Annotated in this window: 25 protein-coding genes; 14 read left to right on the forward strand and 11 right to left on the reverse strand. The window is 53.4% G+C overall.

Features of this window, described 5'->3' with window-relative positions; all coding sequences use genetic code 11:
- Window positions 1-82 precede the first annotated feature (82 nt).
- Complete coding sequence (rpmA, locus tag AAYN39_RS08850; protein WP_000940593.1) at window positions 83-340, reverse strand: 50S ribosomal protein L27; 258 nt, start codon at window positions 338-340, stop codon at window positions 83-85.
- Window positions 341-359: 19 nt separating this feature from the next.
- Window positions 360-671, reverse strand: coding sequence for a 50S ribosomal protein L21 (gene rplU / locus AAYN39_RS08855; RefSeq protein ID WP_000271396.1), 312 nt, complete (start codon window positions 669-671; stop codon window positions 360-362).
- A 258-nt stretch (window positions 672-929) separates the two neighbouring features.
- Here rplU and ispB point away from each other — a divergent pair, with 258 nt between their 5' ends.
- Entirely contained in the window at window positions 930-1,901 is a 972-nt protein-coding gene (gene ispB / locus AAYN39_RS08860; RefSeq protein ID WP_001047354.1) for an octaprenyl diphosphate synthase, read from the forward strand.
- 232 nt (window positions 1,902-2,133) lie between these two features.
- Window positions 2,134-2,421, forward strand: a complete 288-nt coding sequence (sfsB, locus tag AAYN39_RS08865) for a DNA-binding transcriptional regulator SfsB (RefSeq protein ID WP_000444167.1) — start codon at window positions 2,134-2,136, stop codon at window positions 2,419-2,421.
- 58 nt (window positions 2,422-2,479) lie between these two features.
- Here sfsB and murA read toward each other — a convergent pair whose 3' ends face one another.
- From murA to mlaF, 7 genes are all read right to left on the reverse strand, one after another.
- A complete protein-coding gene (gene murA, locus AAYN39_RS08870) occupies window positions 2,480-3,739 on the reverse strand; it encodes a UDP-N-acetylglucosamine 1-carboxyvinyltransferase (protein WP_000357288.1) in 1,260 nt (419 codons plus the stop codon).
- 53 nt (window positions 3,740-3,792) lie between these two features.
- Window positions 3,793-4,047, reverse strand: a complete 255-nt coding sequence (gene ibaG / locus AAYN39_RS08875; protein WP_001518349.1) for a BolA family iron metabolism protein IbaG — start codon at window positions 4,045-4,047, stop codon at window positions 3,793-3,795.
- A gap of 187 nt (window positions 4,048-4,234) precedes the next feature.
- Window positions 4,235-4,531 (reverse strand): lipid asymmetry maintenance protein MlaB, encoded by a 297-nt coding sequence (gene mlaB, locus AAYN39_RS08880; RefSeq protein ID WP_000188843.1) that lies wholly within the window; start codon window positions 4,529-4,531, stop codon window positions 4,235-4,237.
- Window positions 4,531-5,166 carry a phospholipid-binding protein MlaC gene (mlaC, locus tag AAYN39_RS08885; RefSeq protein ID WP_000476475.1) on the reverse strand — a complete coding sequence of 212 codons (636 nt, stop codon included), beginning with the start codon at window positions 5,164-5,166 and terminating at the stop codon, window positions 4,531-4,533. Before mlaC ends, mlaB begins: the two co-directional genes overlap by 1 nt.
- Before the next feature lie 18 nt (window positions 5,167-5,184).
- Complete coding sequence (mlaD, locus tag AAYN39_RS08890; RefSeq protein WP_001193591.1) at window positions 5,185-5,736, reverse strand: outer membrane lipid asymmetry maintenance protein MlaD; 552 nt, start codon at window positions 5,734-5,736, stop codon at window positions 5,185-5,187.
- Window positions 5,737-5,740: 4 nt separating this feature from the next.
- Complete coding sequence (mlaE, locus tag AAYN39_RS08895; protein ID WP_000925786.1) at window positions 5,741-6,523, reverse strand: lipid asymmetry maintenance ABC transporter permease subunit MlaE; 783 nt, start codon at window positions 6,521-6,523, stop codon at window positions 5,741-5,743.
- Between the two features lie 7 nt (window positions 6,524-6,530).
- The gene (gene mlaF / locus AAYN39_RS08900; protein ID WP_000531560.1) at window positions 6,531-7,343 is read right to left on the reverse strand and encodes a phospholipid ABC transporter ATP-binding protein MlaF; all 813 of its coding nucleotides are present in this window, start codon (window positions 7,341-7,343) and stop codon (window positions 6,531-6,533) included.
- Window positions 7,344-7,555: 212 nt separating this feature from the next.
- On the opposite strand from mlaF, the gene AAYN39_RS08905 reads away from it, so the two are divergent.
- The 12 genes from AAYN39_RS08905 (at window position 7,556) to yrbL (ending at window position 16,393) form a co-directional block, all read left to right on the forward strand.
- Entirely contained in the window at window positions 7,556-8,533 is a 978-nt protein-coding gene (locus AAYN39_RS08905) for a calcium/sodium antiporter (protein ID WP_000922739.1), read from the forward strand.
- 13 nt (window positions 8,534-8,546) lie between these two features.
- A complete protein-coding gene (kdsD, locus tag AAYN39_RS08910) occupies window positions 8,547-9,533 on the forward strand; it encodes an arabinose-5-phosphate isomerase KdsD (RefSeq protein WP_000018616.1) in 987 nt (328 codons plus the stop codon).
- Window positions 9,534-9,553: 20 nt separating this feature from the next.
- Window positions 9,554-10,120: a 3-deoxy-manno-octulosonate-8-phosphatase KdsC gene (gene kdsC, locus AAYN39_RS08915; RefSeq protein ID WP_000030029.1), complete on the forward strand. Its 567-nt coding sequence runs from the start codon at window positions 9,554-9,556 to the stop codon at window positions 10,118-10,120.
- Window positions 10,117-10,692: an LPS export ABC transporter periplasmic protein LptC gene (gene lptC / locus AAYN39_RS08920; protein WP_000047845.1), complete on the forward strand. Its 576-nt coding sequence runs from the start codon at window positions 10,117-10,119 to the stop codon at window positions 10,690-10,692. Before kdsC ends, lptC begins: the two co-directional genes overlap by 4 nt.
- Entirely contained in the window at window positions 10,661-11,215 is a 555-nt protein-coding gene (gene lptA / locus AAYN39_RS08925) for a lipopolysaccharide ABC transporter substrate-binding protein LptA (protein ID WP_000669770.1), read from the forward strand. The genes lptC and lptA overlap by 32 nt, the downstream gene beginning before the upstream one ends.
- A gap of 6 nt (window positions 11,216-11,221) precedes the next feature.
- Window positions 11,222-11,947 (forward strand): LPS export ABC transporter ATP-binding protein, encoded by a 726-nt coding sequence (gene lptB, locus AAYN39_RS08930; RefSeq protein ID WP_000224104.1) that lies wholly within the window; start codon window positions 11,222-11,224, stop codon window positions 11,945-11,947.
- A gap of 47 nt (window positions 11,948-11,994) precedes the next feature.
- Window positions 11,995-13,428, forward strand: a complete 1,434-nt coding sequence (gene rpoN / locus AAYN39_RS08935; RefSeq protein WP_000809012.1) for an RNA polymerase factor sigma-54 — start codon at window positions 11,995-11,997, stop codon at window positions 13,426-13,428.
- 22 nt (window positions 13,429-13,450) lie between these two features.
- Window positions 13,451-13,738, forward strand: a complete 288-nt coding sequence (gene hpf / locus AAYN39_RS08940; RefSeq protein WP_001176588.1) for a ribosome hibernation promoting factor — start codon at window positions 13,451-13,453, stop codon at window positions 13,736-13,738.
- Between the two features lie 117 nt (window positions 13,739-13,855).
- Window positions 13,856-14,347 (forward strand): PTS IIA-like nitrogen regulatory protein PtsN, encoded by a 492-nt coding sequence (ptsN, locus tag AAYN39_RS08945; RefSeq protein ID WP_000609332.1) that lies wholly within the window; start codon window positions 13,856-13,858, stop codon window positions 14,345-14,347.
- A 45-nt stretch (window positions 14,348-14,392) separates the two neighbouring features.
- Window positions 14,393-15,247 carry an RNase adapter RapZ gene (gene rapZ / locus AAYN39_RS08950; RefSeq protein ID WP_000243746.1) on the forward strand — a complete coding sequence of 285 codons (855 nt, stop codon included), beginning with the start codon at window positions 14,393-14,395 and terminating at the stop codon, window positions 15,245-15,247.
- Window positions 15,244-15,516, forward strand: a complete 273-nt coding sequence (gene npr, locus AAYN39_RS08955; protein WP_000216797.1) for a PTS phosphocarrier protein NPr — start codon at window positions 15,244-15,246, stop codon at window positions 15,514-15,516. The genes rapZ and npr overlap by 4 nt, the downstream gene beginning before the upstream one ends.
- A gap of 244 nt (window positions 15,517-15,760) precedes the next feature.
- Entirely contained in the window at window positions 15,761-16,393 is a 633-nt protein-coding gene (yrbL, locus tag AAYN39_RS08960; protein ID WP_000602196.1) for a PhoP regulatory network protein YrbL, read from the forward strand.
- Window positions 16,394-16,467: 74 nt separating this feature from the next.
- Here the strand turns inward: yrbL and mtgA are convergent, their stop codons facing one another.
- Together mtgA and elbB are read right to left on the reverse strand one after the other, a co-directional pair.
- Window positions 16,468-17,196, reverse strand: a complete 729-nt coding sequence (mtgA, locus tag AAYN39_RS08965; RefSeq protein WP_000044653.1) for a monofunctional biosynthetic peptidoglycan transglycosylase — start codon at window positions 17,194-17,196, stop codon at window positions 16,468-16,470.
- The gene (gene elbB / locus AAYN39_RS08970; RefSeq protein WP_000719819.1) at window positions 17,193-17,846 is read right to left on the reverse strand and encodes an isoprenoid biosynthesis glyoxalase ElbB; all 654 of its coding nucleotides are present in this window, start codon (window positions 17,844-17,846) and stop codon (window positions 17,193-17,195) included. The genes mtgA and elbB overlap by 4 nt, the downstream gene beginning before the upstream one ends.
- Window positions 17,847-18,004 lie beyond the last annotated feature (158 nt).

Here is an 18,004-nt window from a genome sequence, read left to right on the forward strand (position 1 = left end):
GGGTATATTTTAGTCGGCCATCGAATGTAAAAAGCCCCGCAACAGGTGCGGGGCTTTCATCCGTTACCGGACCACAAAAAACTTACTCAGCAACGATGCTGATGTATTTACGGTTTTTCGGGCCTTTAACTTCGAATTTCACTTTACCGTCTGCTTTAGCAAACAGAGTGTGGTCACGACCGCAACCAACGTTGGTGCCAGCGTGGAATTTAGTACCACGTTGACGAACGATGATGCTGCCTGCCAGAACTGCTTCACCGCCAAAGCGTTTTACGCCCAGACGTTTAGCTTCAGAATCGCGACCGTTACGAGTCGAGCCGCCAGCCTTTTTATGTGCCATTTAATCTGCTCCCCTAATCTTAAGCGCTGATGCCGGTAATTTTCACATCAGTGAACCACTGACGATGGCCCTGCTGCTTACGGTAGTGTTTACGGCGACGAAACTTAACGATTTTAACTTTCTCGCCACGACCGTGGGCAACAACTTCAGCTTTGATTACGCCGCCATCAACGAAAGGAACGCCGATTTTGACTTCTTCACCGTTTGCGATCATCAGAACTTCAGCGAACTCGATAGTTTCGCCAGTTGCGATGTCCAGCTTTTCCAGGCGAACGGTCTGACCTTCGCTTACTCGGTGTTGTTTACCACCACTTTGGAAAACCGCGTACATAAAAAACTCCGCTTCCGCGCACACCTTTCAATGATTCAGAGCGCGCTATAAATATTCACAATAGGGCGCGAATATTACGCAAATTGCACGGCTTTGACAAGTGCTACCATCAATACATGAAGAAAAAAAAACACAACGCATACGGTAACGTTTATCTGCGGCGTTTTTTCAGTACAATCAGGGTATATTTCTAACCATAAACCCTACGTTACCTCATTCAGACATGGGATAATCGGAGCGATAAGCCCGGCTTTTGCGATGAATTTAGAAAAAATCAACGAGTTAACCGCGCAAGATATGGCGGGTGTCAATGCGACAATCCTTGAACAGCTTAATTCCGACGTTCAACTGATTAATCAGCTAGGATATTACATTATTAGCGGCGGCGGAAAACGCATTCGTCCGATGATTGCCGTTCTTGCCGCGCGTGCGGTGGGTTATCAGGGTAACGCGCACGTGACTATCGCCGCTCTGATCGAGTTTATCCACACGGCGACGCTGCTACATGATGATGTGGTGGATGAATCTGATATGCGTCGCGGCAAAGCGACGGCAAATGCCGCTTTCGGTAATGCCGCCAGCGTGTTGGTCGGCGACTTTATCTATACCCGCGCCTTCCAGATGATGACCAGCCTCGGCTCGTTAAAAGTGCTGGAAGTGATGTCGGAAGCGGTCAATGTGATTGCAGAAGGCGAAGTGCTGCAATTGATGAACGTGAATGACCCGGACATTACCGAAGAAAATTACATGCGGGTGATTTACAGTAAAACGGCCCGTCTGTTCGAAGCCGCCGCCCAGTGCTCCGGTATTCTTGCCGGTTGTACGCCTGAGCAAGAGAAAGGGTTGCAGGACTATGGCCGCTACCTTGGTACGGCTTTCCAGCTCATTGACGATCTGCTGGATTACAGTGCCGACGGCGAGCATCTCGGTAAAAATGTGGGTGATGACCTCAATGAGGGCAAACCTACCTTACCGTTGCTTCACGCCATGCGCCACGGTACGCCAGAACAGTCAGCGATGATCCGTACCGCTATTGAACAAGGTAATGGCCGTCATCTTCTGGAACCGGTTCTGGAAGCGATGACCACCTGCGGCTCGCTGGAATGGACGCGTCAGCGAGCGGAAGAAGAAGCCGACAAAGCGATATCCGCGTTGCAGATATTGCCGGATACCCCATGGCGTGAGGCGCTAATCGGTCTCGCACACATCGCGGTGCAGCGCGATCGTTGATGCCATTCTCTTATCCCGCGCACTGCGCGGGATATCCCATTAAGTTCTAATAAACTCCAGATACCCTATTGCCTGTCTTTTCGTATATTCATATACGGCTTCCCCTGGCATATTCTGAATATTGCCGCCACTTACATGAACTTTTTAGAACATTCCTTCACGAAGCGTTATAGTATCGAACGTCGTCGGGTTGTTAAAACCGTAAGTGATTAATCTAAGGAGTGATGGATGTATGGAAAGCAAGCTTATTGACTGGCATCCGGCCGATATCATTGCCGGACTACGTAAAAAAGGGACTTCAATGGCCGCTGAGTCACGCCGGAATGGATTGAGTTCATCCACGCTGGCCAATGCATTAACGCGCCCGTGGCCGAAAGGAGAGTTGATTATCGCGAAAGCATTGGGAACGGAACCCTGGGTTATTTGGCCATCGCGTTATCACGATCCGCGCACGCATGAGTTTATCGACAGAACGCGGCTTATGAGAGCGCGTAATAAAGACAAACAGAATGTAGAGTAAGTGCCTGTAAAACAACCCCCGCAATCGCGTTCGCGGGGGTTATTCAGCGTACAGAAGGTTATTCGCCTTTCACGCGTTCAATATTCGCGCCTAGCGCGCGCAGTTTGTCTTCGATGCGCTCATAACCGCGATCGATGTGATAAATGCGATCCACAATCGTCGTGCCTTCCGCAATACAGCCCGCCAGCACCAGGCTCGCAGATGCCCGCAGATCTGTCGCCATGACCTGGGCGCCAGAGAGCGTTTCTACGCCATGGCATATGACGGTATTGCTTTCAATTTCCGCACGCGCGCCCATGCGGCTGAGTTCAGGCACGTGCATAAAACGGTTTTCAAAGACGGTTTCAGTGATAAAGCCCGTCCCTTCCGCCACCAGGTTCAGCAACGTGAACTGCGCCTGCATATCGGTCGGGAATGCCGGGTGCGGCGCTGTACGGACATTGACCGCTTTCGGTCGTTTGCCGTGCATGTCCAGACTAATCCAGTCCTCGCCCACTTCGATATCCGCGCCAGCATCGCGCAGTTTCGCCAGTACCGCGTCCAGAGTGTCCGGTTGCGCGTTACGGCAGAGGATTTTGCCGCGAGAGATCGCTGCCGCCACCAGGAAAGTCCCCGTTTCGATACGATCCGGCAGCACACGATAAACGCCGCCGCCCAGACGCTCTACGCCCTCGATCGTAATACGATCGGTGCCCTGCCCGGCGATCTTCGCCCCCAGCGTAACTAGGAAGTTAGCGGTGTCGACAATTTCCGGCTCGCGCGCGGCGTTTTCAATGATGGTCGTCCCTTCCGCCAGCGTAGCGGCGCACATAATGGTGACGGTCGCGCCGACGCTGACCTTATCCATCACGATATGCGCCCCTTTAAGACGTCCTTCGACGGAGGCCTTTACGTAGCCCTCTTCTAGCTTGATGGTCGCACCCAGTTGTTCCAGACCGGTAATATGTAGATCAACCGGACGCGCGCCGATAGTACAGCCCCCCGGCAGAGAGACTTGTCCCTGACCAAAACGGGCAACCAGCGGCCCCAGCGCCCATATCGAGGCGCGCATGGTCTTAACCAGATCATAAGGCGCGCAGAACACGTTCACCTGGCTGGCGTCAATGTGTACCGATCCATTGCGTTCCACTTTCGCGCCTAATTGGCTCAGGAGCTTCATCGACGTATCCACGTCTTTCAGTTTTGGAACGTTTTGGATCTCTACCGGTTCTTCTGCCAGCAGAGCGGCGAACAGGATCGGCAGCGCGGCGTTTTTGGCGCCGGAAATTGTGACTTCGCCCTGGAGCGTCGTTGGCCCCTGTACACGAAATTTATCCATTATTGTATTCTCAGTTAAGCATTCATCTCCGCTACCGGCAGGTTACCCGTAGCTTAAAATCCGTTAAGTTTACGATCGCGCGCCCATTCCGCCGGGGTATATGCTTTGATCGATACGGCATGGATACGGTTGTCCGCAATGTACTCCATTAGCGGCCCATAGACCGTTTGCTGTTTCTTGACCCGGCTCATGCCGTCAAACATCTCGCCCACGGCAATAACCTGAAAGTGACTGCCATCGCCGGAGACGTGGACTTCCTGGAGGGAGAGGGCATTCATCAGCACACTCTGAATTTCATGATTTTCCATGGGTTCTTTATTCGTCAAATAGTGAAAACAGCCCAACATCTTAGAGCAAAGTCGCGCCGTCTTAAATAAGCAAAAGATTACGCTGATAAATCAGCGCGGTAAAAGTGCCGGATGGTGCTGCTAACGCAATTTATCCGGCCTACGGGGATCATGCGAAGTGTAGGCCGGATAAACCATCCGGCATTCATTACATACGGGGAAGTACGTCTTCAGGCAAGTTATATAATTGCGCCAGCGCGTAAACCTTGTCGTTAACGCCAGACAGCGACACGGCATTGCCCTGCTTTTTTGCCTGGTTCACAAGGTGCGCCAGCAGCGCCAGTCCCCCCGTATCTACCCTGGAGATCTGGCTCAGGTCGATACGGGTAACGCCATTCATCGCTTCTACGCGCGCGTCCCATAGCGGCGCCAACACGTCCTGATCCAGCTCTCCCGCCAGCACCAGAGTGTCCGCCTCACGCGTCCAGGTGAGTTGCGGCGTCATTACTGTTTCTCGTCCAAAGTAATTTTCTGTTGAGAGATAGATTTCAGTTGTGCGGTCAGGCCGTCGATGCCTTTAGTACGCAGCAGATCGCTCCACTCATTTTGCTTGGTGGTGATCATGCTGACGCCTTCCGCAATCATGTCATACGCCTGCCAGTTGCCGGTCTGAGTGTTTTTGCGCCACTGGAAATCCAGGCGTACCGGCGGACGACCGTTGGGATCGATAATCGTTACACGGATAGGCACAATGGTCGCATCGCCCAGCGGTTGCTCAGGCGCTATCTGGTAAGTCTGGCCGTGGTACATCGCCAGCGCCTGACCGTATGCCTGTTTCAGGTATTCGCGAAACGCTGCAAAATAGGCTTCACGCTGCGCCGGGGTCGCCTCTTTGTAGTAGCGGCCCAACACCAGCGCGCCGGCATATTTTACCTGCACGTACGGCAGAAGTTCCTGATCAACAACGTCTCGCAGGTAATCCGGATTGGCACGAATTTTCGGCTGTTCGTTTTTCAGGCGATCAAAAGTTTTCTGCGCCGCCTCGTTCATCAGTTTATAAGGATTGCTCTGATCCGCTGCCGTTGCTGCGCTTAATGGCGCAATGACCAGCAGGGCCACCATCATCAGTCGTTTAAACATGCCTCAATTCTCCTGAGATTATTTCGTTTCGCCCGCGGGCGTTGTGGCTTCAGTATGGCCTTCCGTTGCGGCTGGCGCATCGCCAGAATTCTTATTGTCGTCGCCTTTGCTGTTATAAAGGAACTGGCCAATCATATCTTCCAGCACCATTGCAGACTTGGTGTCCTGAATCGTACTCCCATCTTTGAGGATAGACGTTCCCAGCTCAGGATCTTCAAAACCGACGTTTAATGCCAGATATTGCTCCCCCAGCAGCCCGGAAGTACGAATACTCAACGAGCTGGTATCGGGAATATGGTTATAACGCTCTTCGATGTCGAGCGTTACGCGCGGCAGGTATGTTTTCGGATCAAGCGAGATATCTTCAACCCGCCCGACAACCACCCCGCCGATGCGTACCGGGGAACGCACTTTCAGACCGCCGATGTTATCGAAGGTCGCATAAACCTTATAGGTCGGCTCCGTGCGCATAGAGGTCACATTTGCCGCCTTCAGGCAAACAAACAGCGCCGCCAGCAACGCTACCAGCAAAAAAACGCCTACCCAAATTTCATTTTTTTTCGTTTGCATGAACTCAATTCCCAAACATCAGTGCGGTCAGCACAAAATCCAGCCCCAGAACGGCCAACGATGCGTGAACCACGGTACGCGTCGTTGCCCGGCTAATCCCGGCAGAAGTCGGTATTGCGTCATAACCGTTGAATAACGCAATCCATGTTACCGTAATGGCGAACACCACGCTCTTTATCAGACAGTTCACCAGGTCCATACGCCAGTCGACGGCATTCTGCATCGCGGACCAGAAGAACCCGGCGTCGATTCCCTTCCAGCTTACGCCGACCAGCGAGCCGCCCCAGATACCGACCGCCACAAAGATAATGGTCAGTAGCGGCAATGAAATCACGCCCGCCCAAAAGCGCGGCGAAATCACCCGGCGCAATGGATCGACCGCCATCATCTCCATACTGGAGAGCTGCTCCGTCGCCCGCATCAGGCCGATTTCCGCCGTCAACGCCGACCCGGCCCGCCCGGCAAACAGCAACGCCGCGACCACCGGCCCCAGCTCGCGCAGCAGCGAAAGCGCCACTAACATGCCAAGACTGGTCTCCGCGCTGTAAGTGGTCAGAACCAGATAGCCTTGCAGCCCCAGCACCATACCGATGAATACGCCGGAGACAATAATGATAAGCATCGACAAGACGCCCACATTATAAAGCTGGCGCACCAGCAGCGGCGCATGTTTGCGAAACTCCGGCTTACCGATAATCGCATTGAATAACATTAACCCGGCGCGCCCGAACGTCCTGACGGTTTTGATCCCGCTGTGTCCGAGTGCTGCCAGCGCATTTAACAGCATGAGTGGCTTAACTCCCTGTTTCGAGTAAATCAAGGTGATAGTCGCCCGCCGGATAGCGGAACGGAACCGGCCCGTCGGCAATACCGTCAAGGAACTGACGCACGCGCGGGTCCGTATTCTCCTGCAACGCCTGAGCGCTACCGTGAGCGACGATTTTTTTGTCCGCCATGATCCAGGCGTGATCCGCAATACTGAGCACCTCTGGCACATCATGCGAGACCACCACGCAGGTCACGCCCAGCGCGCTGTTCAATTCTGAAATCAGCTTCACCAGAACGCCCATGGTAATCGGGTCCTGGCCAACAAACGGCTCATCGAACATGATGAGATCCGGTTCCAGAGCGATGGCGCGCGCCAACGCGGCGCGGCGCGCCATCCCACCGGAGAGCTCGGAAGGCATCAGTTTTGCCGCGCCGCGCAGCCCGACAGCTTCCAGTTTCATCATCACGACGCTTTTTAGCAGCGGCGCGGGTAAATTGGTGTGCTCCCGTAGCGGATAGGCCACATTGTCAAACACGTTCATGTCGGTAAACAGCGCTCCCGACTGAAACAGCATACTCATACGTTTACGGACGGTGTAGAGCCGCGAACGGGACATGGCCGGCACATTCTCGCCATCAAATAAGATCTCGCCCTTATCCGGCGGGATCTGTCCGCCAATCAGGCGCAACAGCGTGGTTTTACCGATGCCCGACGGCCCCATGATCGCCGTGATCTTCCCGCGCGGCACCGTCAGGGAAATATTATCGAAAATGCAGCGTTCGCCACGGCAAAAGCTGACGTCGCGCATATCGACTAAATTGGCCGCAGACTGACCCATTGATTCATCCTTCGTATTGCCTTGTTGAGGTAACCATGGCGCTGAATTTAACCATGGGTTCGACATAATTACAGAATATTAACTGACAGGGTTAGCGAAAGCTGGCATTCGTTTTACTTTTTAGCCGCATAAAGTCAAAATTAGGACTTCGTTACGGCTTCCAGATATCCCTTCCAGGGGACCGGCGAGTATACCTGAAGAAAGGACTTTAGATGCTTTTAGCGATGGCGCTACTCATAATTGGTTTGCTTCTGGTGGCCTACGGCGCCGATCGTCTGGTGTTTGCGGCCTCTATTTTATGCCGTACATTCGGTATTCCCCCGCTGATCATCGGGATGACGGTCGTGAGTATCGGCACCTCGCTGCCGGAAATTATTGTGTCGGTCGCCGCATCGCTACACGGTCAGCTCGATTTGGCCGTCGGCGCGGCGCTCGGTTCTAACATCACCAATATTTTGCTGATCTTAGGGCTGGCGGCGCTGGTTCGTCCATTTACCGTGCATTCCGATGTTCTACGTCGCGAATTGCCATTAATGTTATTTGTTAGCGTGGTAGCCGGTTCCGTACTGCATGACGGACAGTTAAGTCGCAGTGATGGTATCTTTCTCCTGCTTCTGGCTGTGCTATGGCTGTTATTCATTGTTAAAATCGCGCGTCTGGCCGAACGCCAGGGGAATGACAGCCTCACCCGCGAACAACTGGCGGAGCTGCCGCGCGAAGACGGGCTCCCCGTCGCGTTCTTATGGCTGGGCATTGCGCTGGTCATCATGCCGATGGCGACGCGCATGGTAATCGATAACGCTACGGTGCTGGCGAACTATTTCGCCATGAGTGAATTAACGCTCGGTCTGACAGTCATCGCCGTCGGCACCAGTCTGCCAGAACTGGCGACGGCGATTGCCGGCGTGCGAAAAGGCGAAAATGATATTGCCGTTGGTAATCTCATTGGCGCCAATATTTTTAATCTCGCCATCGTGCTGGGACTGCCTGCGCTGATCGCGCCGGGGGAGATCAACCCGCTGGCGTTTGGGCGTGATTATAGCGTGATGTTGCTGGTTAGCGTGGTTTTCGCTTTACTTTGCTGGCGGCATCCGCGCCAGATTGGCCGGGGCGCAGGTATACTGCTGACCGGCGGGTTTATCGTATGGCTGGCGATGCTCTATTGGCTATCGCCACTTCTTGTTGGATAACTGGAAACGGATTATGTCGCATTTAGCGTTGCAACCGGGGTTTGACTTTCAGCAGGCAGGCAAAGAGGTCCTGGAAATTGAACGTGAAGGCCTGGCGGAGCTTGATCAATATATCAACCAGCATTTCACGCTGGCCTGTGAAAAAATGTTCAACTGCACCGGAAAAGTGGTGGTCATGGGGATGGGGAAATCCGGCCATATCGGACGGAAAATGGCCGCCACGTTCGCCAGTACCGGCACCTCTTCCTTTTTTGTACATCCAGGCGAAGCCGCGCACGGCGATTTGGGGATGGTTACGCCGCAGGATGTGGTTATCGCTATCTCCAACTCCGGCGAATCCAGCGAGATCGCGGCGCTAATACCGGTGCTTAAACGGCTGCACGTACCGTTAATTTGCATTACCGGGCGACCGGAAAGCAGCATGGCGCGTGCGGCAGATGTGCATCTATGTGTTAAAGTGCCCAAAGAAGCGTGTCCGTTAGGCCTGGCGCCTACCAGTAGTACCACCGCAACGCTGGTGATGGGCGACGCGCTCGCCGTGGCGTTGTTAAAAGCGCGCGGCTTTACCGCCGAGGATTTCGCTCTGTCGCATCCTGGCGGCGCGCTGGGACGTAAGCTACTGCTGCGCGTAAGCGATATTATGCATACTGGCGATGAGATCCCGCATGTTAATAAACATGCCACCCTGCGTGATGCGCTGTTAGAAATTACGCGTAAAAATCTCGGTATGACCGTCATTTGCGATGAATCCATGAAGATCGACGGTATCTTCACCGACGGCGATTTACGTCGCATGTTCGATATGGGCGGCGATATGCGCCAGTTGGGGATCGCCGAGGTGATGACGCCAGGGGGCATTCGCGTGCGTCCCGGTATTCTCGCTGTCGATGCGCTGAATTTAATGCAGTCCCGCCATATCACCTCCGTACTGGTTGCTGATGGCGACCAGTTACTCGGTGTGTTACATATGCATGATCTCCTGCGTGCAGGCGTCGTGTAGAAACTCAAGGATAATTAACGATGAGTAAAGCAGGTGCGTCGCTTGCGACCTGTTATGGCCCCGTCAGCACCCATGTCATGACCAAAGCGGAGAATATCCGCCTGCTCATCCTGGACGTGGATGGCGTATTGTCTGACGGCCTGATTTATATGGGCAATAACGGCGAAGAGCTGAAGGCTTTCAACGTTCGTGACGGCTATGGTATTCGCTGTGCTTTGACCTCCAATATCGAGGTTGCCATTATTACCGGACGAAAGGCTAAACTTGTAGAAGATCGCTGCGCCACGCTGGGGATTGTCCATCTTTATCAGGGACAGTCGAATAAGCTGATCGCCTTTAGCGATCTGCTGGAAAAACTGGCCATTGCGCCGGAAAATGTTGCCTATGTCGGCGATGATCTGATTGACTGGCCAGTGATGGAAAAAGTGGGGTTAAGCGTTGCCGTTGCGGATGCGCATCCGCTGCTGATCCCCCGCGCTGACTATGTGACGCACATTGCCGGCGGGCGCGGCGCGGTACGTGAGGTGTGCGATTTGCTGCTGCTGGCGCAGGGCAAGCTGGATGAGGCCAAAGGGCAATCGATATGAGTAAAACCAGACGTTGGGTTATCATTCTACTGTCGCTGGCTATTCTGGTACTGATTGGTATCAATCTGGCGGATAAAGACGATCCTGCTGCCGTGATGGTCAACAGCAACGATCCCACGTATAAAAGCGAGCACACGGATACCGTCGTGTACAGTCCGGAAGGCGCGTTGAGCTATCGTCTGATCGCGCAGCACGTTGAATATTTTTCCGATCAGGCGGTCTCATGGTTTACGCAACCGGTATTAACCACCTTTGATAAGGATAAAGTGCCGACATGGTCGATCAAGGCCGATAAAGCCAAATTGACTAACGATCGGATGCTCTATCTGTATGGCCATGTTGAAGTCAACGCCCTGGTGCCTGACGCTCAATTACGCAGAATTACCACCGATAACGCGCAGATTAATCTGGTGACGCAGGATGTTACCTCGAACGATCTGGTGACGTTATACGGCACAACATTTAACTCCAGCGGACTGAAAATGCGCGGTAACTTACGCAGCAAGAACGCCGAGCTGATTGAAAAGGTTAGAACCTCTTATGAAATTCAAAACAAACAAACTCAGCCTTAATCTTATGCTTGCCGGCTCGCTGCTGGCCGCCAGCATTCCGGCCTTCGCCGTCACGGGCGATACCGAACAGCCTATTCATATTGACTCGGATCAACAGTCACTGGATATGCAAGGCAACGTCGTGACCTTTACGGGCAACGTGGTAATGACCCAGGGCACGATTAAGATCAACGCCGATAAAGTCGTGGTTACCCGCCCTGGCGGCGAACAGGGGAAAGAGGTGATCGACGGTTACGGCAATCCGGCCACCTTCTACCAGATGCAGGACAACGGTAAGCCGGTGAAAGGCCACGCTTCCCATATGCATTACGAGCTGGCGAAAGATTTTGTGGTGCTGACCGGCAACGCTTATCTGGAGCAGCTTGACAGCAACATTACCGGCGACAAAATCACCTACCTGGTGAAAGAGCAGAAAATGCAGGCCTTCAGCGAGAAAGGCAAACGCGTCACCACCGTTCTGGTGCCGTCGCAGTTGCAAGACAAAAACAAAGGCCAGACTCCGGCGCAAAAGAAGAGTAACTAATTCGTTATGGCAACATTAACTGCAAAGAATCTGGCGAAGGCCTATAAAGGCCGTCGCGTAGTGGAAGATGTCAGTCTGACCGTTAACTCCGGGGAGATTGTCGGGCTGCTCGGTCCAAACGGCGCGGGTAAAACCACCACCTTTTATATGGTCGTCGGTATCGTGCCGCGTGACGCGGGCAATATCATCATCGATGATGAAGATATCAGTCTGCTGCCGCTGCACGCGCGCGCGCGCCGCGGTATCGGCTATTTGCCGCAGGAAGCCTCTATTTTCCGCCGTCTCAGCGTATTTGATAACCTGATGGCGGTACTGCAAATTCGTGACGATTTGACCGCAGAACAGCGAGAAGACCGCGCCAACGAGCTGATGGAAGAGTTTCATATCGAGCATCTGCGCGACAGCATGGGACAGGCGCTGTCCGGTGGTGAACGCCGTCGTGTAGAAATAGCCCGCGCGTTGGCCGCTAATCCCAAATTTATCCTGCTGGATGAACCCTTTGCCGGCGTCGACCCGATTTCCGTTATCGACATAAAACGCATTATCGAGCATCTGCGCGATAGTGGGCTCGGCGTGCTGATCACCGACCATAACGTCCGTGAGACGCTGGCAGTCTGTGAACGTGCCTATATCGTGAGCCAGGGCCACCTTATTGCCCACGGTACGCCGACAGAAATCCTGCAAGACGAACACGTTAAGCGTGTATATCTTGGGGAAGACTTCAGACTCTGATAGGGTAGAGGGCTATGCTGCTCTAGCGGGAGAAAACGACTCTGAATATGAAGCAAGGTTTGCAACTCAGGCTTAGCCAACAACTGGCGATGACGCCTCAGCTACAACAGGCCATCCGTCTGTTGCAGTTGTCTACGCTGGAACTTCAGCAGGAACTCCAGCAAGCGCTGGAAAATAACCCGCTGCTTGAGCAAACCGATCTTCATGACGAAATCGACACTCAGCAACCTCAGGATGACGATCCTCTCGATACCGCCGACGCGCTCGAACAAAAAGAGATGCCGGAAGAGCTGCCGCTTGACGCCAGTTGGGATGAAATTTACACCGCCGGGACGCCGTCCGGCCCCAGCGGCGATTATATCGACGATGAGCTGCCCGTCTATCAGGGCGAAACGACGCAGTCGTTGCAGGATTATCTGATGTGGCAGGTTGAGCTAACGCCCTTCTCGGACACCGATCGCGCTATTGCGACATCCATTGTCGACGCGGTAGATGATACCGGCTATCTCACCGTATCCCTGGACGAAATTCGCGAAAGCATGGGCGATGTAGAGGTGGATCTCGATGAGGTCGAAGCCGTCCTGAAGCGTATTCAGCGTTTTGATCCGGTAGGCGTCGCGGCAAAAGATCTTCGCGACTGTCTGCTGATCCAGCTTTCACAATTCGACAAATCCACGCCGTGGCTGGAAGAGGCGCGGCTTATTATCTGCGATCACCTTGATCTGCTGGCCAACCACGATTTCCGCACGTTGATGCGCGTTACCCGACTAAAAGAAGAGGTGCTGAAAGAGGCGGTAAACCTGATTCAGTCGCTCGATCCCAGACCCGGTCAATCGATCCAGACCGGCGAGCCGGAGTACGTTATCCCGGATGTGCTGGTACGCAAGCATAACGGTCGCTGGACGGTGGAGCTTAATAGCGACAGTATTCCCCGTTTACAGATTAACCAGCACTATGCCGCCATGTGCAATAGCGCGCGCAACGATGCCGACAGCCAGTTCATCCGCAGTAATTTACAGGATGCGAAATGGCTGATAAAAAGCCTTGAAAGCCGTAACGACACGCTGCTGCGCGTCAGTCGCTGCATCGTCGAGCAACAGCAAGCCTTTTTTGAACAGGGCGAAGAATATATGAAACCGATGGTACTGGCGGATATCGCCCAGGCCGTCGAGATGCACGAATCCACTATATCCCGCGTGACCACGCAGAAGTATTTGCACAGCCCGCGCGGTATTTTTGAACTCAAATATTTCTTTTCCAGCCACGTCAATACCGAAGGCGGAGGCGAAGCCTCTTCCACCGCGATTCGCGCGCTGGTGAAGAAGTTAATTGCGGCGGAAAACCCCGCGAAACCACTGAGCGACAGCAAGTTAACCTCTCTGCTGTCAGAACAAGGTATCATGGTGGCACGCCGCACTGTTGCGAAGTACCGAGAGTCTTTATCCATTCCGCCGTCAAACCAACGCAAACAGCTGGTTTGACCCAACCGATAAGGAAGACACTATGCAGCTCAATATCACCGGACATAACGTCGAAATTACTGAAGCCCTGCGTGAATTTGTGACGACGAAATTCGCCAAACTTGAACAGTATTTTGAGCGGATTAATCAGGTATACGTGGTGTTGAAAGTGGAGAAGGTCACGCACATCTCGGATGCGACGCTACACGTTAACGGCGGCGAAATTCACGCCAGCGCGGAAGGCCAGGATATGTATGCCGCCATTGACGGCTTGATTGATAAACTGGCAAGGCAGTTAACCAAGCATAAAGATAAACTGAAACAATACTAATTGTCCGGGCAGTTAGCCAGTGCAGGACGGCCTGTTGTGTGACACAACGGGCCATTTGTACAGTTAGCGCTCCGAACCTGGCCATCAACCTGACAGGACAGGTTCTTAGGTGAAATTATGATAAATAACGATACGACTCTACAACTGAGCAGTGTACTTAACCAGGAGTGTACGCGTAGCGGCGTTCATTGTCAGAGTAAGAAACGCGCGCTGGAAATCATCAGCGAACTGGCGGCAAAACAGCTCAGTTTACCTCCTCAGGTCGTGTTTGAAGCCATTCTGACACGCGAAAAAATGGGCAGTACCGGTATTGGTAATGGTATCGCCATCCCGCACGGGAAACTGGAAGAAGATACCTTACGCGCCGTCGGCGTGTTCGTTCAGCTCGAAACGCCGATCGCGTTCGACGCCATCGATAACCAGCCGGTCGATCTCCTCTTCGCTCTGCTGGTGCCCGCCGATCAAACTAAAACGCATCTGCACACGCTGTCGCTGGTGGCGAAACGTCTGGCGGATAAAACGATCTGCCGCCGCCTGCGCGCGGCGCTGAATGATGAAGAGCTGTATCAAATCATTACTGACACCGAAGGTGAGCAGAATGAGGCATAACAACTCAATGGCATTTATTTCTGTCGTTGTGAGGAGAAACGGTACATGGTACTGATGATCGTCAGCGGGCGTTCCGGATCAGGTAAATCTGTCGCTCTGCGCGCGCTGGAAGATATGGGATTTTACTGCGTGGATAACCTCCCCGTCGTGCTGTTGCCCGATCTGGCGCGAACGCTGGCCGATCGCCAGATTTCCGCCGCCGTCAGCATTGATGTGCGCAATATACCTGAATCACCTGAGATTTTTGAACAGGCGATGAATAATCTGCCTGGCGCTTTCTCGCCGCAATTGCTGTTTCTTGATGCCGACCGCAATACCTTGATTCGCCGCTACAGCGACACGCGCCGTTTGCATCCGCTTTCCAGCAAAAATCTTTCTTTGGAGAGTGCGATCGATAAAGAGAGTGACTTGCTGGAGCCGTTACGCTCACGTGCGGATCTGATCGTCGACACTTCAGAAATGTCCGTCCATGAGCTGGCGGAGATGCTGCGTACCCGGCTATTGGGCAAACGCGAGCGCGAACTGACGATGGTATTTGAGTCCTTCGGCTTTAAACATGGTATCCCGATTGATGCGGACTATGTGTTTGATGTCCGCTTTCTGCCCAACCCACACTGGGACCCAAAACTGCGCCCCATGACCGGGCTTGATAAGCCGGTAGCCGCGTTTCTTGACCGACACACAGAAGTTCACAATTTTATCTATCAGACTCGCAGCTATCTTGAGCTATGGTTACCGATGCTGGAGACCAACAACCGCAGCTACCTTACCGTCGCTATCGGTTGTACCGGCGGGAAACACCGTTCGGTGTATATTGCAGAACAGCTGGCAGACTACTTCCGCTCGCGCGGTAAAAATGTCCAGTCTCGCCATCGCACGCTGGAAAAACGCAAAACATGACCGTAAAGCAAACTGTTGAAGTCACCAATAAGCTGGGCATGCATGCCCGGCCTGCCATGAAGCTTTTCGAACTGATGCAGGGTTTTGACGCCGAGGTGCTATTACGCAATGACGAAGGCACCGAAGCGGAAGCAAACAGCGTCATCGCTCTGTTAATGCTCGACTCCGCCAAAGGGCGTCAGATCGAAATTGAAGCCACCGGCCCGCAAGAAGTTGAAGCGCTGGCGGCGGTTATCGCGCTGTTCAATTCCGGCTTTGACGAAGACTAAACCTCCCCCTCTATACCCTATTTACCCCAACGCCGTCCCGGTATTTGATGGCAGTCCCCCCAAAACCGGACGTGTTACGCCTGCCTCTTGTCCCGCAGCCCCACCCTTTCGTAAGGTTTGTACATTTCGTGCGCTTTAATTATGCATAAAAACATTAAGAAAACCTTAAAAAATTTCGTTTAGGTTTTATTTAAGTTCTTTGTCCATACTAAATTTATGTGAATAAATTTTTCCAGGACTTGCCATGATCCTTTTATCCAAACAGACTCCGCTGGGCGCTGGTCGACATCGTAAATGCTATACGCATCCGGATAATGCCCGGCGTTGCATAAAAGTTATTTACAACCGTGACCACGGCGGTGATAAAGAGATTCGGCGTGAACTGAGCTACTATGCGCATCTGTCCCGCTACCTGACGGACTGGAGCGCTATCCCCCGTTATTACGGCACGGTAGAAACCGATTGCGGCACCGGCTATGTCTACGACATGATTACCGATTTCAACGGCGCGCCCTCTATTACCCTGACCGAGTTCGCCGCGCAATGTCGTTATGAAGAGGATGTCGCTGTCCTGCGGCGGCTACTGAAAAAACTGAAACGTTACCTGCTGGATAACCATATTGTGACGATGTCGCTGAAGCCGCAAAATATCCTGTGCCAGCGTATCAGCGAGTCAGAAGTGGTTCCGGTGGTTTGCGACAATCTGGGGGAAAGTACCTTTATCCCGCTGGCGACCTGGTCAACATGGTGCTGTGAACGCAAACTGGAGAGAGTGTGGCAGCGGTTTATCGCCCAGCCTGCGCTGGCCGTTGCCCTGGAGAGGGACGCGCAGCCAAAAGACAAGAAACGGCTGGCGCTTACTTCTCACGAAGCTTAATGGCCTGTGCTTATCAGGCCTGGACGACACAGATCGCAGGCCGGATAAGGCGTTCGCGCCGCCAATCGGCAAAATTAATTAAGCTGGTTGCGCGTCATAAAAGATTCCCCGCCCAGTTGGCGCATCTGGCGCATAATCCACGCCTGCCGGCTACGCACATAGCCAGAAGGCGCATTCGCCTTATAGCGTAACGGATTTGGCAATACCGCCGCCAGCAACGCGGCTTCAGACACACTCAAGCGACTGGCAGGTTTATGAAAATACCGTTGTGCCGCAGCCTCCACGCCAAAAATACCATCGCCAAACTCCGCGATATTCAGATAAACCGTGAGGATGCGCTTTTTGCTCCAGACAGTTTCAATGCCCAGCGTTAGCCCGGCCTCCAGACCTTTGCGCACCCAACTGCGTCCATCCCATAAAAAGAGATTTTTCGCCGTTTGCTGCGAAAGCGTAGAGGCGCCGCGAATACGGCTCTCATTCCGCTCATTATGCGCCAGCGCTTTTTCAATCGCCGGAACATCAAAGCCCCAGTGCTCAGGGAACTTCTGGTCTTCCGCCGCAATTACCGCCAGCCCCATCCACGGCGAGATATCCGCCATACTGACCCAGTCAGAATGCGCCACATAACCGAACTCTCCGCCGAGCCAGGCGCTAATCTGCCGTTCCGCCATCACCGCCGAAAAAGGCACCGGAACCACGCTAAACAGCGCAATGCCGCCGCCCCAAAAGACGGCGAGCGCAGCAAGGATACGTAAAAGTAGACGGCGCAAAAACGTTAACGGCGCGATGCGTCGTTTGCTCATTCCGCCAGAACCAGCACGCGCGACACTAATTTATCAATGCCGCTTGCCGCCTGGGCGATATCCTGCGCCAGCATATAGGCAGGGGTGGTCACGACCTTGTTATCCTCGTCCACAACGATATCATCAACCGGGCAAGGTACGTGTTCGGCCCCCATCTCTTCAAGTACTTCAGCGGTATCAATATCCGTCCCTATTGTCAGACGTAGCGGGAAGTCAAAGATTTTCGGCAACATTGCGGGCGCGATACAGATGAATCCCAGCGGCTTGCCGGACTGGTGCATGGCCTTCGCCAGCGCGACGACATCGCTATCCACCCGGCATTCGCTCCCCTTGCTGGCGAAATTACTCAGGTTCTTCGCCGCGCCGAAACCACCAGGCACAATGAGCGCATCCAGTTCCTCTGGCTGAGCCTGGGACAGAGGACGAATATCGCCCCGCGTAATACGCGCCGCCTCAATCAGGACGTTACGCGTTTCCGCCATAGCTTCGCCGGTCAGGTGATTAATAACATCCGCTTGTGGTTTATCCGGCGCGAAGCAGATAGCCTGCGCGCCGCTGCGGGCAATGGCCAACAGCGTCAGAACGGCCTCATGAATTTCGGTGCCGTCATAGACGCCGCATCCGCTGAGCACTACGCCAATTTTTTTCATGGTGAACATCCTCCTGCAACCGACTCAAGCCCATTAATAATTTTGATTAAAATGCTACGCTTCACACATTTAAATGATTCATGTAACAAATCATTTAGGATTTGCTATCTTAACTGCGTGCGGCCTGAAAACAGGACTGCGCCTTTGACATCATCATA

The sequence above is a fragment of the Salmonella sp. K21076 genome, assembly GCF_039650795.1.
Lineage (GTDB): Bacteria > Pseudomonadota > Gammaproteobacteria > Enterobacterales > Enterobacteriaceae > Salmonella > Salmonella enterica.

What these genes read in the sequence shown, in the direction of transcription:
- lptB (WP_000224104.1), top strand. Translation starts at nt 11,222, where the DNA reads ATGGCAACATTAACTGCAAAGAATCTGGCGAAGGCCTATAAAGGCCGT.
- mlaF (WP_000531560.1), bottom strand. Translation starts at nt 7,343, where the DNA reads ATGGGTCAGTCTGCGGCCAATTTAGTCGATATGCGCGACGTCAGCTTT.
- yrbL (WP_000602196.1), top strand. Translation starts at nt 15,761, where the DNA reads ATGATCCTTTTATCCAAACAGACTCCGCTGGGCGCTGGTCGACATCGT.
- hpf (WP_001176588.1), top strand. Translation starts at nt 13,451, where the DNA reads ATGCAGCTCAATATCACCGGACATAACGTCGAAATTACTGAAGCCCTG.
- rpmA (WP_000940593.1), bottom strand. Translation starts at nt 340, where the DNA reads ATGGCACATAAAAAGGCTGGCGGCTCGACTCGTAACGGTCGCGATTCT.
- rapZ (WP_000243746.1), top strand. Translation starts at nt 14,393, where the DNA reads ATGGTACTGATGATCGTCAGCGGGCGTTCCGGATCAGGTAAATCTGTC.
- kdsD (WP_000018616.1), top strand. Translation starts at nt 8,547, where the DNA reads ATGTCGCATTTAGCGTTGCAACCGGGGTTTGACTTTCAGCAGGCAGGC.
- murA (WP_000357288.1), bottom strand. Translation starts at nt 3,739, where the DNA reads ATGGATAAATTTCGTGTACAGGGGCCAACGACGCTCCAGGGCGAAGTC.
- mlaB (WP_000188843.1), bottom strand. Translation starts at nt 4,531, where the DNA reads ATGACGCCGCAACTCACCTGGACGCGTGAGGCGGACACTCTGGTGCTG.
- ptsN (WP_000609332.1), top strand. Translation starts at nt 13,856, where the DNA reads ATGATAAATAACGATACGACTCTACAACTGAGCAGTGTACTTAACCAG.
- lptA (WP_000669770.1), top strand. Translation starts at nt 10,661, where the DNA reads ATGAAATTCAAAACAAACAAACTCAGCCTTAATCTTATGCTTGCCGGC.
- kdsC (WP_000030029.1), top strand. Translation starts at nt 9,554, where the DNA reads ATGAGTAAAGCAGGTGCGTCGCTTGCGACCTGTTATGGCCCCGTCAGC.
- ibaG (WP_001518349.1), bottom strand. Translation starts at nt 4,047, where the DNA reads ATGGAAAATCATGAAATTCAGAGTGTGCTGATGAATGCCCTCTCCCTC.
- sfsB (WP_000444167.1), top strand. Translation starts at nt 2,134, where the DNA reads ATGGAAAGCAAGCTTATTGACTGGCATCCGGCCGATATCATTGCCGGA.
- mtgA (WP_000044653.1), bottom strand. Translation starts at nt 17,196, where the DNA reads ATGAGCAAACGACGCATCGCGCCGTTAACGTTTTTGCGCCGTCTACTT.
- rplU (WP_000271396.1), bottom strand. Translation starts at nt 671, where the DNA reads ATGTACGCGGTTTTCCAAAGTGGTGGTAAACAACACCGAGTAAGCGAA.
- rpoN (WP_000809012.1), top strand. Translation starts at nt 11,995, where the DNA reads ATGAAGCAAGGTTTGCAACTCAGGCTTAGCCAACAACTGGCGATGACG.
- elbB (WP_000719819.1), bottom strand. Translation starts at nt 17,846, where the DNA reads ATGAAAAAAATTGGCGTAGTGCTCAGCGGATGCGGCGTCTATGACGGC.
- ispB (WP_001047354.1), top strand. Translation starts at nt 930, where the DNA reads ATGAATTTAGAAAAAATCAACGAGTTAACCGCGCAAGATATGGCGGGT.
- mlaE (WP_000925786.1), bottom strand. Translation starts at nt 6,523, where the DNA reads ATGCTGTTAAATGCGCTGGCAGCACTCGGACACAGCGGGATCAAAACC.
- mlaC (WP_000476475.1), bottom strand. Translation starts at nt 5,166, where the DNA reads ATGTTTAAACGACTGATGATGGTGGCCCTGCTGGTCATTGCGCCATTA.
- mlaD (WP_001193591.1), bottom strand. Translation starts at nt 5,736, where the DNA reads ATGCAAACGAAAAAAAATGAAATTTGGGTAGGCGTTTTTTTGCTGGTA.
- npr (WP_000216797.1), top strand. Translation starts at nt 15,244, where the DNA reads ATGACCGTAAAGCAAACTGTTGAAGTCACCAATAAGCTGGGCATGCAT.
- AAYN39_RS08905 (WP_000922739.1), top strand. Translation starts at nt 7,556, where the DNA reads ATGCTTTTAGCGATGGCGCTACTCATAATTGGTTTGCTTCTGGTGGCC.
- lptC (WP_000047845.1), top strand. Translation starts at nt 10,117, where the DNA reads ATGAGTAAAACCAGACGTTGGGTTATCATTCTACTGTCGCTGGCTATT.